The organism is Caldimonas tepidiphila, from assembly GCF_003569765.1.
Taxonomy (GTDB): domain Bacteria; phylum Pseudomonadota; class Gammaproteobacteria; order Burkholderiales; family Burkholderiaceae_C; genus Caldimonas; species Caldimonas tepidiphila.
In genome coordinates, this window is the sequence record NZ_QXMG01000015.1 from 40,428 (window position 1) to 60,052 (window position 19,625).

The following is a 19,625-nucleotide window of genomic DNA, read 5'->3' on the forward strand; positions in this document are numbered from 1 at the left end:
GGGCGCGCCCGGGCGCTCGGCGACAATCCCGATCATGAGCCTCGGTGAATTCGACCTGATCGACCGCTTTTTCAAGCGCCCGGTGCGGCGCGCCGACCTGGGCGTGGGCGACGACTGCGCGCTGCTGTCGATCGGCGCCGGCATGCAGCTCGCCACCTCGGTGGACACGCTGGTCGAGGGCCGGCACTTCCTGTCCACGGTGCCGCCCGAGCGGCTCGGCCACAAGGCGCTGGCGGTGAACCTGTCGGACCTCGCCGCCTGCAGCGCCACGCCGCTGGCCTTCACGCTCGCGCTGACGCTGCCGCGCGTCGACGCGGCGTGGCTCGAGCGCTTCGCGCAGGGGCTGCTCGCGCTGGCCGACGCGCACGGCTGCGAGCTCGTCGGCGGCGACACCACCGGCGGGCCGCTCGCGATCTCGATCACCGTCTACGGCGAGGTGCCGGCCGGGCAGGCGCTGCTGCGCTCGGGCGCGCGCGCCGGGGACGAGCTGTGGGTCAGCGGGCGGCTCGGCGACGCGCGGCTCGCGCTGGAGGCCTTCCGCGGCACGGTCGCGCTGCCCGGCGACGACTTCGATGCGGTGCGGCCGGCGATGGAGCTGCCGCAGCCGCGCGTCGCGCTCGGCACCGGCTTGCGCGGCATCGCCAGCAGCGCGATCGACCTCTCCGACGGCCTGCTCGGCGACCTCGGCCACCTCCTGCGGCGCTCGGGCGTCGGCGCCAGCGTGCAGGCCGACGCGCTGCCGCGCAGCGCCGTGCTCGCGCGCCAGCCGCTCGCGCTGCAGCACGAGTGCCTGCTTGCCGGCGGCGACGACTACGAGCTGCTGTTCACCGCGCCGGCCGCACGGCACGACGCGGTGCTCGCCGCCGCCCGCGAGGCCGGCGTCGCGGCGAGCCGCATCGGCCGCATCGACGCGCAGCCCGGGCTGCGGGTGCTCGACGCGCAGGGCGCGCCGTTCGAGACGCCCTTCGCCGGCTTCGACCATTTCCGTTCATGACTGCAGTTCCTCCCTTCGTCCGTCCTTCGGTGCCCTTCATGGCCGCGCACCCGGCGCACTGGATCGCCTTCGGCTTCGGCAGCGGCCTGAGTCCCAGGGCGCCCGGCACCGTCGGCACGCTGTGGGCCTGGCTGAGCTTCGCCGCGCTCGATCCCTGGCTCGGCGACGCGCAGTGGGCGCTGCTGCTCGCGGCCTCGCTCGTCGCCGGCTGGTGGGCCTGCACGCTGACCGCGCGGCACCTCGGCGACAACGACCCGGGCTCGATCGTCTGGGACGAGGTGATCGGCTTCTGGCTGGTGCTGTGGATCGCGACGCCGGCGCAGGGGCTGGTGTTCTGGTCGCAGTTGTGGGCCTTCGCGCTGTTCCGCTTCTTCGACGCCGCCAAGCCCGGCCCCATCGGCTGGGCCGACCGCCGTTTCAAGGGCGAGGGCTGGCGCGGCGGCTTCGGCATCCTCGCCGACGACCTGGTCGCGGCGTTCTGCACCCTGCTCGTGATCGCGCTGTGGAGGGCCTGGGCATGACGATCGACACCGATCCCGCCACCATCGTGCGCGTGCAGGCGCTCGCCGCCGCGCTGAAGGCGCGCGGCTGGCGGCTCGCCACCGCCGAGTCCTGCACGGGCGGGCTGATCGCCGCCGCCTGCACCGCGGTGGCCGGCTCGAGCGACTGGTTCGAGCGCGGCTTCGTCAGCTACGCCAACGAGGCCAAGACCGAGCTGCTCGGCGTGCCGCCGGCGGAGATCGAGGCGCACGGCGCGGTCAGCGCCGAGGTGGCGCGCGCGATGGCCGAGGGTGCGCTCGCGCATTCGCGCGCCCAGCTCGCGGTGGCCGTCACCGGCGTCGCCGGCCCCGGCGGCGGCTCGCCCGCCAAGCCGGTGGGCACCGTCTGGTTCGGCTTCTCGCGGCAGGGCGGCGAGACGCTGGCCGAGTGCCGCCGCTTCGACGGCGACCGGGCCCAGGTGCGCGCCGCCACGGTGGCGCATGCGCTCGAGCGCCTCGCGGCGCTGGCGGCGGGCTGAGGCCACCCGCTCCGCTCGATCGCGCAATGCCGCGTGCCCGGGCTCAGGCGGCGCGGAAGCGGCGGATCTCGCCGCTGCGCAGCCGCGCGTCGTAGCGCGCGAGCTCGGCCCGCACCACCGGCATCAGCACGTACAGGCCGATCACGTTCGGGATCGCCATCGCGAAGATCATCGCGTCCGAGAAGTCGATCACCGCGCCGAGCTCCATCGTCGCGCCGATGACGACGAAGACGCAGAACACGAGCTTGATGAACAGCTCCTTGCCCGCGCCCTCGCCGACCAGGTAGGTCCAGGCCTTGAGCGCGTAGTAGGACCAGGAGATCATCGTCGAGAAGGCGAACAGCAGCACCGCGAGCGCGAGCACGTAGGGGAACCACGGGAAGGCCGACGCGAAGGCGGCCGACGTCAGCTGCACGCCCGACAGCTCCGGCGCCGCGTGGAGCCCGGTGACGACGATCACGAGCGCCGTCATCGTGCAGATCACCACCGTGTCGATGAAGGGCTCGAGCAGCGCGACGATGCCCTCGGTGACCGGCTCCCGGGTGCGCACCGCGGCGTGCGCGATCGCCGCGGAGCCGACGCCGGCCTCGTTGGAGAAGGTGGCGCGCCGCAACCCCTGGATCAGCGCGCCGAGCGCGCCGCCGGCCACCCCCGCGCCGGTGAAGGCGCCCTCGAGGATCTGCCCGAAGGCCCAGCCGATGCGATCGACGTGCACGACGAGGATCGCGAGGCCGGCACCGAGGTAGATCAGCGCCATCAGCGGCACGATCTTCGCCGTCACCCGCGCGATCGTGCGGATGCCGCCGATGATCACCAGCCCGACCAGCAGCGCCAGCAGCAGCCCGAACAGCCAGCCCTTGTCGGCCCACCAGCTCTGCGCGCCGCCGGTGACGTTGACGAGCTGCTGGAAGGACTGGTTGGCCTGGAACATGTTGCCGCCGCCGAGCGCGCCGCCGACGCAGCACACCGCGAACACGGCAGCCAGCGCGCGCCCGGTGCGCGGCCGGCCGCGCTCGGCGAAGCCCTTGGAGAGGTAGTACATCGGCCCGCCCGAGACGCGGCCGTCGGCGTACTCGTTGCGGTACTTCACGCCGAGCGTGCACTCGGTGAACTTGGCCGCCATGCCGAGCAGCCCGGCGAGGATCATCCAGAAGGTCGCGCCCGGGCCGCCCACCGAGACCGCGACTGCGACGCCGGCGATGTTGCCCAGGCCCACGGTGCCCGACAGCGCGGTCGCGAGCGCCTGGAAGTGGCTGACCTCGCCCGCGCTGCGCGGGTCGCTGTAGTCGCCGCGCACCAGCGCGAGCGCGTGCCCGAACCAGCGCAGCTGCACGAAGCCGAAGTAGAGCGTGAAGACCAGCGCCGCCACCAGCAGCCAGGCGACGATGAGCGGGAAGTCCGTCCCGCCGACCGGCACCGAGTAGAAGATCAGCGCGGCCAGCGCATTCGACAGCGGCGCCACCGCCGCGTTGATGCGCGCGTCGATGCCGGCGGCCTCCTGGGCCTGGGCGAGGGCCGGCAGCAGCACGAGAGGCGCCAGCCGCAGCAGTCGGTGCATCGCTTGTCTCCTGCGCGGCGGCACGTCCCGCTACAGTGGGCGCCTGTGCATCCGCTTCTGGTGATTTGATGAGTCTTCTGCTCGCGGGCAACTTCGATGCCGAGGAACAGGCGCAATGGCTCGCGGCGCTGCGCGAGGCGCTGCCCGGGGAACGCTGGGTGACGTGGCGGCCGGGCCTCGACGCGGCGCTCGCCGCCGAGGTCGACGTGGCGGTGGTGGCCAATCCGCCGCCGGGCAGCCTTCAGGGGCTGCCGCGGCTCGGCTTCATCCAGTCGCTGTGGGCGGGCGTGGACCGGCTGCTGCGCGACGAGACGCTGCCGCCGGGCGTGCCGCTCGCGCGCATGGTCGACCCGGCGATGAGCGCCGCGATGGCCGAGACCGCGCTGTGGGCGGTGCTGTCGCTGCACCGCGGCTTCTTCGACTACGCGGCGCAGCAGTGCGCGCGCCAGTGGCGGCAGCTGCCGCAGCGCCGCGCCGACGAGGTGGCGGTGGCGGTGCTCGGCCTCGGCGAGATGGGCGGCGCCGCGGCGGCGCGGCTCGCCGCGCAGGGCTACCGGGTGAGGGGCTGGAGCCGCAGCCCGCACGCGCTGCCCGGCATCGAGTGCACGCACGGCGAGGCCGCCTTGCCCGGCGTGCTGGGCGCGGCCGACATCGTCGTGAACCTGCTGCCGCTGACGCCGGCGACCACCGGGCTGTTCGACGCCGCGCGCTTCGCGCAGATGCGCCGCGGCGCGGCCTTCGTGAACCTGGCGCGCGGCGCGCACGTGATCGAGCCCGACCTGCTCGCCGCGCTCGGCGACGCCGCCGCGCCGGGCCGCCTGCATCGCGCGGTGCTCGACGTGTTCGCGCAGGAGCCGCTGCCGGCGCACCACCCCTTCTGGCGCCATCCGCGCGTCACGCTGCTGCCGCATGCCGCGGCGCTGACCGACGCGCGCAGCGCCGCGCGCGTCGCCGCCGAGAACGTGCGCGCCTGGCGCGCGGGCCGGCCGGTGGCGAACCTCGTCGCGCGCGAGCGCGGCTACTGAGCCGCGTCGACCAGCCGCAGCGGCGCGGTGCCGTGCCGCCCGCCCGTGGCAGCCGCGGTGTGCTGCGCGAGCAGCAGCGCGAGGCGCCGCAGCGCGTCCCAGGGATCGGCGGGCCACAGCGGGTGGCGCAGGCCCTTGACGAGCCCGTCGCAGACCTGCGCGGCCTCCACCAGCGCGTCGAGCGTGGTGTTCTCCAGCAGCGGCAGCACGCGCTCGAAGAGCTTCTCCTTCACGCCCCAGACGCGGTTCTCGCGCAGCGCCATCGGCAGCGGCCGCCCGGCGGCCTGCGCCTCCTTGACGCGGCGCAGTGCGCGGATGTCCTCCGCGAGCGCCCAGTGCACCAGCACCGGCGCCTCGCCCTCGGCCTGCAGCCCGTCGAGCATGCGCAGCACGCGCGCGACCTGGCCGCCGAGCAGCGCCTCGGAGAGCTTGAACACGTCGTAGCGCGCGACATTGAGCACCGCCGACTCGACCTGCTCGAAGGACAGCTCGCCCGGCGGGTGCAGCAGCCCGAGCTTCTGCACCTCCTGGTGCGCGGCGAGCAGGTTGCCCTCGACACGGTCGGCGAAGAAGGCGAGCGTGCGCTGGCCCTCGTCGCCCGCGGCGACATGCTGGCCCTGCGCGGCCAGGCGCTGCGCGATCCACTGCGGCAGCGCGCGGCGCTCGATCGGGTCGATGCGCAGCGTCACGCCGTGCGCGTCGAGCGCGGCGAACCAGGCGCTCGACTGCGTCGCCTTGTCCAGCCGCGGCAGCTGCACCAGCGTCAGCACGTCCTCGGGCAGCCGCGCGCAGTAGTCCTGCAGCGCCTGCGAGCCGTCCTTGCCCGGCTTGCCGTTCGGGATGCGGATCTCGACCAGGCGCCGCTCGGCGAAGAGGCTCATCGCGCAGGCGTCGCCGAGCAGTCCGCTCCAGTCGAAGTGGCCGCCGGCGACGGTGTGCACGGTGCGCTCGCCGTAGCCGGCCGCGCGCGCGGCCGCGCGGATCGTGTCGGCCGCCTCCTGCAGCAGCAGCGGCTCGTCTCCGTGCAGCGTGTAGAGGGGCCGCAGGCCCTTGGCGAGATGGGCAGCGAGCTGGTCGGCGCGGATCTGCATGGTTCCTTTTCCGCGGCCGGTTCAGGGATGCGCCGCGGCGAGCCGGCGTAGCAGCTGCGCGGCGATGTCGGCCTGCATCGTGCGCACCATCAGCGCCTCCTCGCTCTCCTTCGCGAGCGCCGCGGTCTCGGTGAAGCTCATGTCCTGGCCCAGCGCGAGCTCGGTGGCGGGGATCAGCTCGCGCCCCGCCGGGGTCTGCGCCATGAAGCGCAGCCGCACGCGCAGGTGGATCTCGCGCACCTGGCCGGCGGCCGTCGTCACCGAGGCGTGGCGGTCGACCGCGTCGTCGAGCACGCGCAGCACCACGTTCGCGTCCTTCGGCGCGTCGACCAGCTCGACCTGGCCGCCGACGCGCAGCTGGCGGCGCAGCTCGGCGCCGATGCCCGAGCCGGGCGCGAAGCCGAGGTGCAGCCGGCGGTAGGAGAACTGGGGCGCGCCGCGCAGCCGGAAGCCGCAGCCGGCGGCGAGCAGCGCGGCTGCGGCGGCGGCGAGCAGCGCGCGGCGGGGCGGCTTCATGCTCAGACCACCACGTTGACGAGGCGGCCCGGCACGACGATGACCTTCTTCGCGGGCTTGCCTTCGGCGAACTTGAGGAACTCGGGCGCGGCGAGCGCGGCGGCCTCGATCGTCGCCTTGTCGGCGTTCGGGCTCACGCGGATCGCGCCGCGCAGCTTGCCGTTGACCTGTAGCATGAGTTCCACCTCGTCCTGCACCAGCGCCGCCTCGTCCACCTTGGGCCATGGCGCGTCGAGCAGCTCGCCCGTCTGCGCCGCGTAGCCGAGCTCCTGCCACAGCACGTGCGTCAGGTGCGGGCAGGCCGGGTAGAGCACGCGCAGCAGGATGCCGAGCGACTCCCGCATCGCGGCGGCCGCGGCGGCGTCGCCCGCCTTCGCGTCGAAGGCCTCGAGCGTGTTGAGCAGCTTCATGCAGGCCGACACCACGGTGTTGTACTGCATGCGCTCGTAGTCGTAGCTCGCCTGCTGCAGCAGTTTCTGAACCTCGAAGCGCAGCTTCTTCACGTCCGCGGGTGCGGCGGAGAAGTCCGCCGTGCCGGTGGCGCCGGCAACGAGCTCCCGCTGGTTCTGGGCGTAATTCCAGACGCGCTTCAGGAAGCGGTGCGCGCCCTCGACGCCCGCGTCGTTCCACTCCAGCGTCTGCTCCGGGGGCGAGGCGAACATCACGAACAGCCGCGCGGTGTCGGCGCCGTAGGTGTCGATCAGCGCTTGCGGATCGACGCCGTTGTTCTTGGACTTGGACATCGTGCCCACGCCCTCGTAGTCCACCGCGGAGCCGTCGCTCTTGAGCTTCGCGCCGGTGATCTTGCCGGCGGCGTCGAACACGTTCTCGACCTCGTGCGGCCAGAAGTACTCGATGCCGCCTTTTTCAGTCCGGCGCGAGTAGATGTGGTTGAGCACCATGCCCTGCGTCAGCAGCTTCGTGAAGGGCTCGTCGACCTTCACGAGCTTCAGGTCGCGCATCACCTTGGTCCAGAAGCGCGCGTACAGCAGGTGCAGGATCGCGTGCTCGATGCCGCCGATGTACTGGTCCATCGGCATCCAGTAGTTCGTGCGCTCGTCGACCATCGCGCCGGCGTTGTCGGCGCAGGTGTAGCGCATGAAGTACCAGGAGCTGTCCACGAAGGTGTCCATCGTGTCGGTCTCGCGGCGCGCGGCCTTGCCGCACTTCGGGCAGTCCACGTGCAGGAAGGACTCGCACTTGTTGAGCGGGTTGCCGGAGCCGTCCGGGATCAGGTCCTCGGGCAGCACGACCGGCAGGTCGGCTTCGGGCACCGGCACCGGGCCGCAGTCCTCGCAGTGGATGATCGGGATCGGCGTGCCCCAGTAGCGCTGGCGGCTGATGCCCCAGTCGCGCAGGCGGAAGGTGGTCTTCTTCTCGCCCAGGCCTTTTGCCGCCAGGTCCGCGGCGACCGCGTCCACGGCCGCCTTGTAGGACAGGCCGTCGTAGGCGCCGGAGTTCACCGTCACGCCGCGCTGCTTGTCGCCGTACCACTCGGCCCAGGCCTCGAGCGAGAAGCTCTCGCCTTCCACCGCCACCACCTGCTTGATCGGCAGGCCGTACTTCTTTGCAAATGAAAAGTCGCGCTCGTCGTGGGCGGGCACGCCCATCACCGCGCCGTCGCCGTAGCTCATCAGCACGTAGTTGCCGACCCAGACCTCGACCTGCTCGCCCGTCAGCGGGTGCGTGACGAAGAGGCCCGTGGGCAGGCCCTTCTTCTCCTGCGTCGCGAGCTCGGCCTCGGTGGTGCCGCCGGTCTTGCATTCCTCGATGAAGGCGGCGAGCTGCGGGTTCGACGCCGCCGCGTGCGTCGCGAGCGGGTGCTCGGGCGCGACGGCGCAGAAGGTCACGCCCATGATCGTGTCGGCGCGGGTCGTGAAGACGTAGAGCCGCCCGCCCTGGATCGGCTCGCCATCGGTGCCACGGATGTCATGTGAAAAGGCGAAGCGCACGCCCTCGCTCTTGCCGATCCAGTTCTCCTGCATCAGCCGCACGCGCTCGGGCCAGCCCTTGAGGTAGTTCGGGTTCTCGGGGTTGGCGACGCAGTCGAGCAGCTCGTCGGCGTACTTCGTGATGTTCAGGTAGTAGCCCGGGATCTCGCGCTTCTCGACCGGCGCGCCCGATCTCCAGCCGCGGCCGTCGATCACCTGCTCGTTCGCGAGCACGGTCTGGTCCACCGGGTCCCAGTTCACGACCTGGGTGCGGCGCTCGCACACGCCGGCCTCGAGCATCTTCAGGAACAGCCACTGGTTCCACTTGTAGTACTCGGGCGAGCAGGTCGTGATCTCGCGCGACCAGTCGATCGCCAGCCCCATCGCCTGCATCTGCTTCTTCATGTAGGCGATGTTGTCGTAGGTCCACTTCGCCGGCGGCACCCGGTTCTTCATCGCCGCGTTCTCGGCCGGCAGGCCGAAGGCGTCCCAGCCCATCGGCATCAGCACGTTGTGGCCGTTCATGCGCAGGTGGCGCGTCAACATGTCGTTGATCGTGTAGTTGCGCACGTGGCCCATGTGCAGCTTGCCGCTGGGGTAGGGCAGCATCGAGCAGGCGTAGAACGCCTTCTTGTCGCCGGTCTCGGTGACGCGGTAGGCGTCGCGCTCGCGCCAGTGCGCCTGCGCGGCCTGCTCGACGGCCTGGGGCTGGTAGCTCGGTGCGGAAGTCGGTGTGCTGCTCATGATGAAAACGCGCCGCGGCTTTCGGGGGCGCGGCGCGAGGGTGGGCGTTGGAGGAATGGCGGGGATTATAGGAAGCGGGCTGCGTGCCGACTTCAGCGCGCCGCAGGCGCCGTGGCGAAGGCCACGCGGTGCAGCCCGGCCTGCCGCACCCGCCCGATCAGGGCGGCGACCTCCCCGTAGGGCGCCGAACGGTCGGCGTGCAGCTGCACCTCGGCGTCGGGCCGCTGCCGCGCGGCGGCGGCGAGCAGCGCCGACAGCCTCTCGGCCGTCACGGCTTCTCCGCCGAGGTACAGCGTGCCGTCGGGGTCGAGCGCCACGACGAGCGGCTCGGGTGCGGCGCCGGCCGGCGCGGTGGCGGCCGAGTCGGGCAGCTCGAGCCGCAGACCCTGGCTCGCCATCAGCGGCGCGGCGACCATGAAGATCACCAGCAGCACCAGCATCACGTCGATCAGCGGCGTCATGTTGATCTCGCCGATCGGCTTCGGCGCGGCACGGGCGCGCAGGCGGCCGAAGGCCATCTCAGCGCTCCGCGGCGGCGCCTGCCCGGCCGGCGAGCTCGAGCAGGTCGTGCGCGAAGCCTTCCAGCTCGGCCTCGCACTGCCCGACCCAGCGGCCGAACACGTTGTAGGCCAGCACCGCCGGGATCGCGACCGCGAGGCCCGCGGCCGTCATCACCAGCGCCTCGCCAACCGGCGCGGAAATCCTCTCGATCGTGAAGCCGCCGTCGCCGGAGAGTCCGGCGAGCGCGCGGTGCACGCCCCAGACGGTGCCGAACAGGCCGACGAAGGGGGCGGTCGTGCCGATCGACGCGAGCAGCACCTGGCCGGACTGCAGTCGCCGCAGCACGGCATGCAGCGCATCGCGCAGCCGGCGCGTCAGCTGCGATTCGGAGCTGCCGCCGGCCTCGAGCGTGTCGGCGCACGGCGCGCGCAGCGCCGCGTCGAGCAGCGGCAGCGCGACCGCCTCGCGGTCCAGCGCCTCGAGCCGCAGGCGGCCCTCGTCCATCGACGGCGCGGCCCAGAAGGCCGGTACCGCGCGGCCGAGGTCGCGACCGGCGCGGCGCAGCACCCGGCCCTGCCGCAGGATCACGATCCAGGCGCCGACCGACATCGCCAGCAGCAGCAGCGCGACGGCGAGCAGCACCGCGTCGCCCTGTCCGACCAACTGCGCGAGGCCGTCCATCGCGCCGGGGGTGTTCAGCGCATGCCGAGCACGTCGTCCATGCCGAAGAGGCCGCTGGGCCGCCCGGCGAGGAAGCGCACCGCGCGCAGCGAGCCCTGCGCGTAGGTGGCGCGGCTCGAGGACTTGTGCGTGATCTCGATGCGCTCGCCGGTGCCGGCGAACAGCACCGTGTGGTCGCCGACGATGTCGCCGCCGCGCACGGTGGCGAAGCCGATCGTGCTCGGGTCGCGCTCGCCGGTGACGCCCTCGCGGCCGTAGACCGCGCATTCCTTCAGGTCGCGGCCGAGCGCGGCGGCGACCACCTCGCCCATCTTCAGCGCGGTGCCGCTGGGCGCGTCGACCTTGTGGCGGTGGTGCGCCTCGACGATCTCGATGTCGTAGCCCTCGCTCAAGGCGCGTGCGGCCATGTCGAGCAGTTTCAGCACGACGTTGACGCCGACGCTCATGTTGGGCGCCATCACGACCGCGACCTGCTGGGCGACCGCGTCGATCTCGGCCTTCTGGGCGTCGGTGAAGCCGGTGGTGCCGATGACGGCCTTCACGCCGAGCTCGCGGCACACCGCGAGGTGGGCCAGCGTGCCCTCGGGGCGCGTGAAGTCGATCAGCACGTCGGCGCCGGCCAGGCCCTCGCGCAGGTCGGCGGTGATCTTCACGCCGCTTTCCTGGCCGAGGAAGGCGGCGGCGTCCTGGCCGAGGGCCGGGCTCGTGGGCAGGTCGAGGGCGCCGGCGAGCGTGCAGTCGTCGGCGGCCATCACGGCCTCGATCAGCATGCGGCCCATGCGGCCGGAACTGCCGGCGATCGCGATGCGGTGGGTCATGTCGGAATCGGAAGAAGGTTCAGCGGGACTCGGTTTCGAGCGGCGGGTAGTCACGCGGCGGCGTGGCCGGCAGCGCCGGGGCGGTTTCGGGGCGGGCGGCCGCGGGCAGGCGCCGCAGCTGGTCCTCGCTCAGCTCCAGCGAGGGCGGCTTGCCGCCGGCCTTGTTGCGGCGCGTGTCGATCGAGTCGACGAACTCGCGCTCGCCCGGCAGCTCGCCGGCCTCCAGCTTCGCGAGGCGCTCGCCGTCGAAGAAGGCGGTGACGCGCCGCTCCTGCGGCTGCGCGCCCTGGCGACGGATCGTGAAGACATAGTCCCAGCGGTTCTCGTGGAAGATGCTTGTGAGCAGCGGCGAGCCGAGCACCTCGCGCACCTGGGCACGCGACATGCCGGGTTGCACCGCGGCGGCCATCTCCTGCGTGACGACGTTGCCCTGCACGATCTCGATGCGGTAGGGCGTGAGGACGCCGAGCAGGCGGTCGGACGGCTGCAGCGAACCGCAGGCGCCGAGCAGGATGGGCAGGGCGAGCGCCGCGGGGAGCAGGCCCGCTCGTTTCGTGATGGACATAGGGCTTTGCCGGCCCGGGCCCTGGAGGCCGAGGCAACCTCGATATGATTCGCCGCATTCTAGCGGCTGGGGTACAGCGCCAGCCGTGGCAGTTTTCGGAGCCGCCCACCCATGACCAATGTCGACGAACTCAAGAGCAGCGGCCTGAAGGCCACGCTGCCCCGGCTGAAGATCCTCGAGGTCTTCCAGCGCGGTGAGCAACGGCACATGACGGCCGAGGATGTCTTCAAGGCCCTGCTGGTCGAGGGGTCGGACATCGGCCTCGCGACCGTGTACCGGGTGCTGATGCAGTTCGAGCAGGCCGGGCTGCTGTCGCGCAACCACTTCGAGAGCGGCAAGGCGGTGTTCGAGCTCAACGAGGGCAAGCACCACGACCACCTGGTCTGCATGGACTGCGGCCGCGTCGAGGAGTTCTACGACGCCGAGATCGAGAAGCGCCAGCATGCGATCGCGCAGGAGCGCGGCTTCAGGCTGCAGGACCATGCGCTCGCGCTCTACGCGAGCTGCACGCGCGAGAGCTGCCCGCACAAGCTCAAGTGAAGCCGGGCGGGCGGCGCCGCCCGCCGGGGTGCATCGAAGGGGCCGGTCGCGGCCCCTTTTCCTTCGTCACTCGCCGCGCTGCATCGCGCGCTGGTGCCGCTCGATGAACTCGCGGTAGGTGTCGATGCCGCGCAACTGCAGGATGGTGTTGCGCACCGCCGACTCGACCAGCACCGCGAGGTTGCGGCCCGCATCGACCGCGATCACGACCTTGCGGATCGGCATGCCGAGCACGTCCTCGTACAACGGCTCGTAGGGCAGGCGCTCGAAGTCGCGCTCCATCGTCTCCTTGCGCACCAGGTGCACGATGAGCTTGAGCGGCATCTTGCGGCGCACCGCGGTCTCGCCGAAGATCGCCTTGATGTCGAGCAGGCCGATGCCGCGCACCTCGAGCAGGTTCAGCAGCAGCTCGGGGCAGCGGCCCTCGATCGTGGTCTGGCGCACGCGGTAGAGGTCGACCGCGTCGTCGGCCACGAGCCCGTGGCCGCGCGAGATCAGCTCCAGGCCGAGCTCGCTCTTGCCCAGGCCCGATTCGCCGGTCAGCAGCACGCCCAGCCCCAGGATGTCCATGAACACGCCGTGGCGCGTGGTGCGCTCGGCGAAGTGCAGCGCGAGGTAGGCGCGCAGCACGTCGATCACCTGGCCGGCCGACTCGCTTGTGACGAAGAGCGGGATGTCGGCGCGCTCGCACATCGCGACCAGCGCCTCGGGCGGCGTCTGCGCGTCGGCCACCACCACCGCGGGCGGCTCGAGCGTGACGATGCGCGAGATGCGCCGCGTCTGGTCGTCCGGGGTGACGGCCTCGAGGTACTCGCACTCGCGTCGCCCGACGATCTGCACCCGGTAGGGGTGGATGTAGTTCAGGTAGCCCACGAGGTCGGCGGCCGACTGCGCGTCGCGGATCGCGACCTCGTCGAAGCGGCGTTCGGGGTGGGCGTGGCCGGCGATCCACTGCCACTTCAAGGTCGCGCGCTGGGCTTCGAACAGGGCCTCGGCGCTGATCGCGGTCGGTTTCAAGGACGAGGACGGAAGACGGGACGGGGGCGCCGCAGCGCAAGGGCGAGGACGTGCATCAGGCGACCGATTTCAGGGGCTGCCAGTTCGAGATCAGCTCGTGCACCTTGACGGCCTCGGTCTCGGCCTTCAGGCGCTCGCGCAGCTCGCGGTCGCTCAGCAGCTCGGCGATCTCCGACAGGATCTCGAGGTGCCGCTGCGTCGCTGCCTCCGGCACCAGCAGGAAGATCAGCAGGCTGACGGGCTCGTCGTCCGGCGCGTCGAAGGGAATCGGATTGAGCACCCGCAGCACGGCGGCGAGCGGGTTCTTCAGGCCCTTGATGCGGCCGTGCGGGATCGCCACGCCGTGGCCCAGCCCGGTGGAGCCGAGCCGCTCGCGGGCGAAGAGATTGTCGGTGACGAGCGCCCGCGCAATCGAGTGCTGGTTCTCGAACAGCAGTCCGGCGTGTTCGAACACCCGCTTCTTGCTTGTGGCGTCCACGTTCACCAGCACGTTGCTGGCAGGCAGGATGGCGGCGAGACGGTTCATGCGATCACAGCGTTTGACCTTCAACTACCGAAGCAGCCTGGGCCCGCGCATCAACTAAGCAAAACGGCGGATTATAGAAAGAGGGCTTTCTGTAAAAGAGAGCTCCACTTCCCGCGTGGGGGCTGATTTTGCACAGTCTGTGGTAGCGCATCAATCGCCCTTTCCATCTCTGCAAGCAAAACGGCGGCCTGCCGGCCGCCGTGTCCATGGGGTGTGCCGGGCTGCCTCAGGCGACCGGCTCGCCCATGCGCCGGGGGGTGACGTGGTGGTGATCCTGCACCCGGGTCTTGTAACGCATCACCTGGCGGTCGAGTCGGTCCGCCAGTTGATCGATCGCGGCATAGAGATCCTCGTGGGTCTCCTCGATGAAGATGTCCTTGCCCTTCACGTGCACGGTGGCTCCGGCCCTTTGCCGGCGCTCCTTCTCCTTCAGATTGTCCACGCTGAGACGCACGGAGATGTCGACGACCTGGTCAAAGTGACGGGTCACCTTGTCCAGCTTCGTGAGCACGTACTCGCGCAAGGCGGGGCTTACATCGAGATGGTTGCCACTGATCGTCAGGTTCATGCGTATCCTCCTGTTGCTGAGGGGTTGCGGGAATCGATTCAGGGTTGCGATCCGTCTTGTGATCTGCTGGTCTGCGAGTCCAGTGTGCCCCCCTTGCCTGCATGAGGCAACAGGCGACCCAAAGACCGGAGCGGATCTGTGCGAAATCCCCGCCCGGCAAAATTTGCGCGATGATGCGAGGCTTTCCTCGCAGGGAAGCTGGTAACAATCGGTCGGGCTTGCCGCCGATTTGAAAATTATTCCGGTGACGCGCTCCGGCGTCGCATACGCAGCGTGAGCGCCCGGGAACCGGACGTCAGGTTCGCGCCAGGGACGGTCGCGTCGATCCTGCGCGCGCCCGGCGCAGTCCGCAAGGGGCTGCTGCTGCCCGGAAGCGGCCGGGCGCAGGCCGTCTCACGCCGCGGCGAGCGGGCGCGTGCGCGCCTGCAGCCAGGCGAGCGCCTCGCCCTGCACGCGCGGCGCCACGCGCCGCAGCACCTCCGCATGGTAGGCGTCGAGCCAGGCGCGCTCGTCCTCGCGCAGCAGCGCGGCGTCGATGCAGCGCGTGTCGATCGGGCACAGCGTCAGCGTCTCGAAGCGCAGCCAGTCGCCGAACTCGCTGTGCTGCGCGGCCTGGTTCAGCGCCAGGTTCTCGATGCGCACGCCCCATTGCCCGGCCCGGTAGAGGCCGGGCTCGATCGAGGTCACCATGCCGGCCTCCATCGCGGTGTGCGGCTCCGGCGGCGCGTGCCAGGACAGGGCCTGGGGCCCCTCGTGGACGTTCAGGAAGTAGCCGACGCCGTGGCCGGTGCCGTGGCCGTAGTCGAGGCCGTGCTCCCACAGCGGCGCGCGCGCGACCGCGTCGAGCAGCGGGCTGCGGATGCCGCGCGGGAAGCTCAGGCGCGACATCGCGATCAGGCTCCTGAGCACCAGCGTGAAGTCCCGCTTCTGCGCCGCCGATGGCGTGCCGACCGGCACGACGCGCGTGATGTCGGTGGTGCCGCCGAGGTACTGGCCGCCCGAGTCGATCAGCAGCAGCCCGTCGCCCTCGATCGCCGCATGCGCGGCCTCGGTGGCGCGGTAGTGCGGCATCGCGCCGTTGGCGTTGAAGCCGGCGATGGTCGCAAAGCTCGGGCTGACGAAGCCGGCGCGCCGTGCGCGCGCGGCGGTGATGCGTTCGTCGATCGTCAGCTCGGTGATGCGCCCGCGACCGAGCGCGCCTTCGAACCAGGCGAAGAATTCGGCCAGCGCCGCGCCGTCCTCGGCCATCGTCTCGCGCAGGTGCTCGGCCTCGGCCGCGGACTTCCGCGACTTGGCCAGCGTCGTCGGGTTGACGGCCTCGACCACGCGCATGCCCTCGGGCACGGCCTCGCGCAGTCCCAGCGTGACGCGGCGCGGATCGAGCAGCAGCGTGTCGCCCTGCGGCAGCGCCGCGAGCCGCGCCGCCGCCTCGCCATAGGGGGCGAGCCGCACGCCGTCGGCCGCGAGCGCCTCGCGCAGCGGCGGCGGCACCTTCGCGGCGTCGATGAACAGCGTCGCCCCGTCCAGCCCGACGAGCGCGTGCGCGACGAAGACCGGGTTGTACGGCACGTCCGAGCCGCGCAGGTTCAGCAGCCACGCGAGGTCGTCGAGCGTCGAGATCAGGTGCCACTGCGCGCCGTGGTGCTGCATCTGCACGCGCAGCCCGGCCAGCCGTGCGGCGCGCGGCTGCGTCGCGTGGGGGGGCAGATGCTCGTAGACGGGGGGCGCCGGCAGCCCGGGGCGCGCGGGCCAGACCTCGTCGAGCAGGTCGAGTTCGGTGCGCAGCGTCGCGCCGCGCGCCGCCAGCGCGGACTGCAGCTGGCGTGCGCCGGCAAGGCCCAGCACCCGGCCGTCGGCGCCGACCGCGTCGCCCGGCCCCATGCGTCCGGCCAGCCATTCGATGTGCTGCAGGCTGCCGCCGGCGCTGATCTTCATCAATTCGATGCCGGTGCCGTCCAGCTCGGCCTCGGCCTGCACCCAGTAGCGGCTGTCGGCCCACAGGCCCGCGTGCTCGTGCGTGACGACGAGCGTGCCCATCGAGCCGGTGAAGCCCGACAGCCACTCGCGCGCCTTCCAGCGCTCGGGCAGGTATTCGCTCAGGTGCGGGTCCGCGCTCGGCGCGATCCAGGCGGCGAGCCCGTGGCGCTGCATCGCGGCCCGCAATGCGGCGATGCGGTGGCGGATGTCGGCCGGCGGGGCGGCGGTGCTGTCCATGGCGGTTCTCCGGCAACGAGAAAGCCCGCGCGCCGGATGCCGGCGGCGCGGGCGGGGCCGATCGATTCTAGACAGCGGCGGCGTGCCGCGCCGGCGCCGGGGAGGGCCGGTTCCCGGGGCTCAGGCCGCCTGCGCGACCGCCGGGGAGAACGGCTGCAGCACCTGCTGCACGGCCGGCGTCGGCTGCAGCAGTCGCTCGACCAGTTCGCGCACGCTGCGGATCTGCGCGCCGAAGGGGAGGCTGCCCGCGCCGCGGAAGAACAGGCCCTTCTTGACGTCGCCGCGCATCGCGGCGGCGAGCTGGTTGTCGATGCAGAACTGGCCCCAGCCGGGCAGCCCGTCGCGCAGGCCGCACTGCGCGAGGCAGTCGAAGGCCTTGGTGCAGCTCGACTTCGCATGTGCGACCGCCTGCAGCCGTTCTTCCGCCTTCATGTAGGCCTTCAGCCAGGGCGTCGCGACGGCGCGCGCGGGCAGGCCCGCGACGCTGGTGAACTCGACCATGTCCTCGTCGCGCGCCTCGGCGAGCACCCGCTTGAACTCGGGGTGAGCGTCGCCCTCGACCGTGACCGCGAAGGGCGTGCCGAGCTGCACCGCGGCCGCACCCAGGTCCTGCAGCTTGCGGATCTCCTCGAAGCTGCGGATGCCGCCGGCTGGGATCAGCGGGATCTCCTTCTCATAGCCGGCCTTGCGCAGGAAGTCCTGCGTCTCCGGCAGCACCCGCTCGAAGTCGAAGCGCGGGTCGCTCAGGTCGGCGATCTTCGCGGCCCCGAGGTGACCGCCCGCCAGGCGCGGGTGCTCGATCACGATGGCATCGGGCAGGCGCTTCTTGCGCTCCCACTTCTTGACGATCAGCTGCACGCCGCGCGCGTCCGACAGGATCGGGATCAGCGCCGCCTTCGGGTGGTCCACCGCGAGGTCCGGCAGGTCCAGCGGCAGGCCCGCGCCGACCACCACCGCGTCGATGCCCGCCTCGAGCGAGCGCCTGACGTAGTTGGCGTAGTCGCTGACCGCGCGCATCACGTTCATCGCGATCAGGCCGCGCCCCTGGGACAGTTCGCGCGCGGCACGGATCTCGCGCTCGAGCGCCTCCAGGTTGGCGGCATTGATCTTCTCCTTGGCCTCCTCGCCCATGCCGAGGCCGGTGGTGCGCTCCATCAGGTCGGGGTGATGGCGGCGCAGGTCCACCGACGACAGCGTGCCCACGCCGCCGAGCGCGGCCACCGCGCCCGCCAGCCGGTGCGCCGAGACGCCCACGCCCATGCCGCCCTGCACGATCGGCAGCAGCCGCCGCTCGCCCAGCGACAGGGCCTTCAGACCGTGGCGGTCCAGCACGGCGGCCAGGTCCGGGGCGATGTGGGAGGATGGGGTGCAGGCTTCAGCAGTCATGATGGATCCGGATCGATGGGAAAACGGGCCGGGAGCCCGCCGGAGCGAGAAGCTACCGGGCTGCGGAGGGTGGGGGCTTGCGCGATATCAAGACCGATCGGGATCGCGGGGGGCGCCGCGGAGCCGGCGGCGGAGGGCTTGCCCGGCTGCCGCGAAAGCGGCGCCGAACCCGGGAACGGCAGGGGCGCACGCCAGGTCGAGCCGGCGCGGCCCTGCTGCCCGCGGAGGCGCTCAGCGGGCGTTGCGCAACAGCGTGCGGGTGGTGCCGTCGACCGGCAGCACGTAGTCGTGCACCGCCAGCGCGACGTTGGTGTGGGGCTGGATCACCTTCAGATTGACGAAGATGAAGTCGCTGCTCTCGCCGTAGGTGCCGACGATGACCGCCTGCGCGTCGTGCGTCGCGGCGATGTCGCGCAGCTCGCGCGTCAGCATCATCTCCCCCTGGTCGCGCTTCATGTAGACGTTGTTGCTGAACTTCATCTCCACCATGCGGTGGCCGGCCTTCGCGAAGCGCGCCGAGACCTGCTCGGACACGAGGCGGCCGAAGGTGGACGAGCGCTCGAGCGCATCGATGTTCACGACCGTGGCGACGATGAGCGGGTGTCCGGTCGGGACCTTGCCTTGCAGCTGCGCCAGCAGGGCCTCGGCGGCGCGGTAGTTCGCCGGCACGAAGGGGTTGGTGGCCGCTTCCTCGTAGGTGGGCATCCTGCGCGTGGCGGAGGTCTCGGTGGCGCAGGCGGAAACGAGCAGGGTCAGCGCGGCGGCGAGCGCCGCGGCAGGCAGGCGGGCACGGTTCATCACTGGGCCCCCTTCACCTGGAAGGTCTTGACCGAGGTCTGGCTCTGCGATTCGTAGAGCGTCCGGTCCTTGTCCGCGACGTAATAGGCCGTGGTGATGCGCGCGAGGTACTTGCTGGTGTCCGAGATGCTGGCGGTGACGATGATCTCGGTTTGCGGCGTGTCGCCCGAGGCGAGTTCGGAGCCGGAGGCCTGCAGCGAGTCGTGCACGAGCACGGCCAGGGCGGCCGCTACGCCGGCGGAAGCCCGCTCCGCAACTTCGTAGAGCGCGTACAACCCTGTCCCGAGCGCGGTCAGTTGACCCGCAGCGTGGTACTTTGCCCGGCTAGGAGAGAAGGGCACCGCCTGCGTGTCGACCTCGACCAGCAGCACGCCGGCGTCCGGCGCCTTCAGCACCTGGTGGCCGGACTGCACGAGCGCGGTGGTCAGCTGCACGGCAAAGGCGCGCTCGAACGCGCTGCCCTCGATCGGTGCGGAAGTGCGCACGTGCAGACGCGAGTTCGCCGGCAGCTTGTCGGTCAGTTGCCGGGCAAGGTCCTTCGCGATCACGTTCCAGTGCGCCGCGGCCTGCAGCTTCTGCTGCTTGGTGGTGCCGAAGTTGGTGGCGATCGGCGTTTCCGAATACGGTGCCGCGCAGCCTGCCGCCAGTGCGGCGACAGCAAGCATCCCTGTCAGTCTGGTTTTCATTTCGTTCTCTCTGGAAGCCACGAGGGGCACGCAATTCCCGGCAGAGAGCGCCAAGCCGTCGCGCGAGAGGACAGTGCGCCTGCTGCGTGTGCATGCGCGCGCTAGTGTGCTGATGGAAACAATTTTTTACAAGGGGCCCGGCCGGCTAGAACTTCTCGGCGCGGCTCGCCTGCACGTCGTGCCGGTACATCACCAGCCCGAAGTTCTCGCAGTACTTCGCGTCCACCATCTCCATGATGCGCCGGGCCACCGACTCCCGGCACAGGATCTCGATGCGCAGGTTCGACGACAGCAGCCAGCGCGCGTCGCGCACGCCGCGGTTGCCGCGCCCGCGCGCCTCGCACACGGTGTAGCCCTTGGCGCCGGCGGCGAGCAGCTCGGGTGCGAGCAGCGCCTCCAGCGCCTGCTCGCAGACGATCACCACCAGTTGGGTGGGTTCGGTGTTCAT

21 protein-coding genes are annotated in these 19,625 nt (G+C 71.6%); 5 read left to right on the plus strand and 16 right to left on the minus strand.

The genetic code is table 11. The annotated features are described in order from the left end of the window. Positions 1-34: 34 nt before the first annotated feature. The 3 genes from thiL to D3A59_RS12055 are packed head-to-tail and all read left to right on the plus strand — an operon-like array spanning position 35 to position 2,012. A complete protein-coding gene (thiL, locus tag D3A59_RS12045; RefSeq protein WP_119155178.1) occupies positions 35-994 on the plus strand; it encodes a thiamine-phosphate kinase in 960 nt (319 codons plus the stop codon). Continuing rightward, positions 991-1,515 (plus strand): phosphatidylglycerophosphatase A family protein, encoded by a 525-nt coding sequence (locus D3A59_RS12050; protein WP_119155179.1) that lies wholly within the window; start codon positions 991-993, stop codon positions 1,513-1,515. Before thiL ends, D3A59_RS12050 begins: the two co-directional genes overlap by 4 nt. Continuing rightward, a complete protein-coding gene (locus tag D3A59_RS12055) occupies positions 1,512-2,012 on the plus strand; it encodes a CinA family protein (RefSeq protein ID WP_119155180.1) in 501 nt (166 codons plus the stop codon). Before D3A59_RS12050 ends, D3A59_RS12055 begins: the two co-directional genes overlap by 4 nt. Before the next feature lie 43 nt (positions 2,013-2,055). Here the strand turns inward: D3A59_RS12055 and D3A59_RS12060 are convergent, their stop codons facing one another. Beyond that, entirely contained in the window at positions 2,056-3,570 is a 1,515-nt protein-coding gene (locus D3A59_RS12060) for an alanine/glycine:cation symporter family protein (protein WP_119155181.1), read from the minus strand. Positions 3,571-3,638: 68 nt separating this feature from the next. On the opposite strand from D3A59_RS12060, the gene D3A59_RS12065 reads away from it, so the two are divergent. Beyond that, on the plus strand, positions 3,639-4,595 hold the full coding sequence (locus D3A59_RS12065) for a 2-hydroxyacid dehydrogenase (RefSeq protein WP_119155182.1): 957 nt from the start codon (positions 3,639-3,641) through the stop codon (positions 4,593-4,595). On the opposite strand, the gene holA is transcribed toward D3A59_RS12065, so the two are convergent. From holA to D3A59_RS12100, 7 genes are all read right to left on the minus strand, one after another. Continuing rightward, positions 4,589-5,686, minus strand: a complete 1,098-nt coding sequence (gene holA / locus D3A59_RS12070) for a DNA polymerase III subunit delta (protein ID WP_119155183.1) — start codon at positions 5,684-5,686, stop codon at positions 4,589-4,591. The two genes, D3A59_RS12065 and holA, sit on opposite strands and share 7 nt — an antisense overlap. A gap of 21 nt (positions 5,687-5,707) precedes the next feature. Further along, entirely contained in the window at positions 5,708-6,202 is a 495-nt protein-coding gene (locus D3A59_RS12075) for an LPS-assembly lipoprotein LptE (protein ID WP_119155184.1), read from the minus strand. 2 nt (positions 6,203-6,204) lie between these two features. After that, on the minus strand, positions 6,205-8,877 hold the full coding sequence (leuS, locus tag D3A59_RS12080) for a leucine--tRNA ligase (protein ID WP_119155185.1): 2,673 nt from the start codon (positions 8,875-8,877) through the stop codon (positions 6,205-6,207). Positions 8,878-8,969: 92 nt separating this feature from the next. Beyond that, entirely contained in the window at positions 8,970-9,395 is a 426-nt protein-coding gene (locus D3A59_RS12085; protein WP_119155186.1) for an ExbD/TolR family protein, read from the minus strand. A 1-nt stretch (position 9,396) separates the two neighbouring features. Beyond that, positions 9,397-10,059, minus strand: coding sequence for a MotA/TolQ/ExbB proton channel family protein (locus tag D3A59_RS12090; protein ID WP_119155187.1), 663 nt, complete (start codon positions 10,057-10,059; stop codon positions 9,397-9,399). 14 nt (positions 10,060-10,073) lie between these two features. Next, the gene (gene dapB, locus D3A59_RS12095; RefSeq protein WP_119155188.1) at positions 10,074-10,877 is read right to left on the minus strand and encodes a 4-hydroxy-tetrahydrodipicolinate reductase; all 804 of its coding nucleotides are present in this window, start codon (positions 10,875-10,877) and stop codon (positions 10,074-10,076) included. Positions 10,878-10,896: 19 nt separating this feature from the next. Beyond that, positions 10,897-11,442, minus strand: a complete 546-nt coding sequence (locus D3A59_RS12100) for an outer membrane protein assembly factor BamE (RefSeq protein ID WP_119155189.1) — start codon at positions 11,440-11,442, stop codon at positions 10,897-10,899. A gap of 111 nt (positions 11,443-11,553) precedes the next feature. Here D3A59_RS12100 and fur point away from each other — a divergent pair, with 111 nt between their 5' ends. After that, entirely contained in the window at positions 11,554-11,982 is a 429-nt protein-coding gene (fur, locus tag D3A59_RS12105; RefSeq protein WP_119155190.1) for a ferric iron uptake transcriptional regulator, read from the plus strand. A 66-nt stretch (positions 11,983-12,048) separates the two neighbouring features. On the opposite strand, the gene hprK is transcribed toward fur, so the two are convergent. The 8 genes from hprK to D3A59_RS12145 all read right to left on the minus strand — a co-directional run bounded on the left by hprK (position 12,049) and on the right by D3A59_RS12145 (position 19,625). Next, positions 12,049-12,999 carry an HPr(Ser) kinase/phosphatase gene (hprK, locus tag D3A59_RS12110; RefSeq protein ID WP_119155191.1) on the minus strand — a complete coding sequence of 317 codons (951 nt, stop codon included), beginning with the start codon at positions 12,997-12,999 and terminating at the stop codon, positions 12,049-12,051. Positions 13,000-13,054: 55 nt separating this feature from the next. Next, positions 13,055-13,525, minus strand: coding sequence for a PTS sugar transporter subunit IIA (locus D3A59_RS12115; RefSeq protein ID WP_119155192.1), 471 nt, complete (start codon positions 13,523-13,525; stop codon positions 13,055-13,057). Between the two features lie 226 nt (positions 13,526-13,751). Beyond that, positions 13,752-14,093: a ribosome hibernation-promoting factor, HPF/YfiA family gene (gene hpf / locus D3A59_RS12120; protein ID WP_119155193.1), complete on the minus strand. Its 342-nt coding sequence runs from the start codon at positions 14,091-14,093 to the stop codon at positions 13,752-13,754. Positions 14,094-14,486: 393 nt separating this feature from the next. Next, positions 14,487-16,307 (minus strand): aminopeptidase P family protein, encoded by a 1,821-nt coding sequence (locus D3A59_RS12125; protein WP_119155194.1) that lies wholly within the window; start codon positions 16,305-16,307, stop codon positions 14,487-14,489. Positions 16,308-16,427: 120 nt separating this feature from the next. Continuing rightward, positions 16,428-17,693, minus strand: coding sequence for an NAD(P)H-dependent flavin oxidoreductase (locus tag D3A59_RS12130; protein WP_119155195.1), 1,266 nt, complete (start codon positions 17,691-17,693; stop codon positions 16,428-16,430). 231 nt (positions 17,694-17,924) lie between these two features. Continuing rightward, the gene (locus D3A59_RS12135) at positions 17,925-18,491 is read right to left on the minus strand and encodes a FlgO family outer membrane protein (RefSeq protein ID WP_119155196.1); all 567 of its coding nucleotides are present in this window, start codon (positions 18,489-18,491) and stop codon (positions 17,925-17,927) included. After that, positions 18,491-19,177 carry a hypothetical protein gene (locus D3A59_RS12140; protein WP_119155197.1) on the minus strand — a complete coding sequence of 229 codons (687 nt, stop codon included), beginning with the start codon at positions 19,175-19,177 and terminating at the stop codon, positions 18,491-18,493. Before D3A59_RS12140 ends, D3A59_RS12135 begins: the two co-directional genes overlap by 1 nt. Before the next feature lie 145 nt (positions 19,178-19,322). Beyond that, positions 19,323-19,625 (minus strand): P-II family nitrogen regulator, encoded by a 303-nt coding sequence (locus D3A59_RS12145; RefSeq protein WP_119155198.1) that lies wholly within the window; start codon positions 19,623-19,625, stop codon positions 19,323-19,325.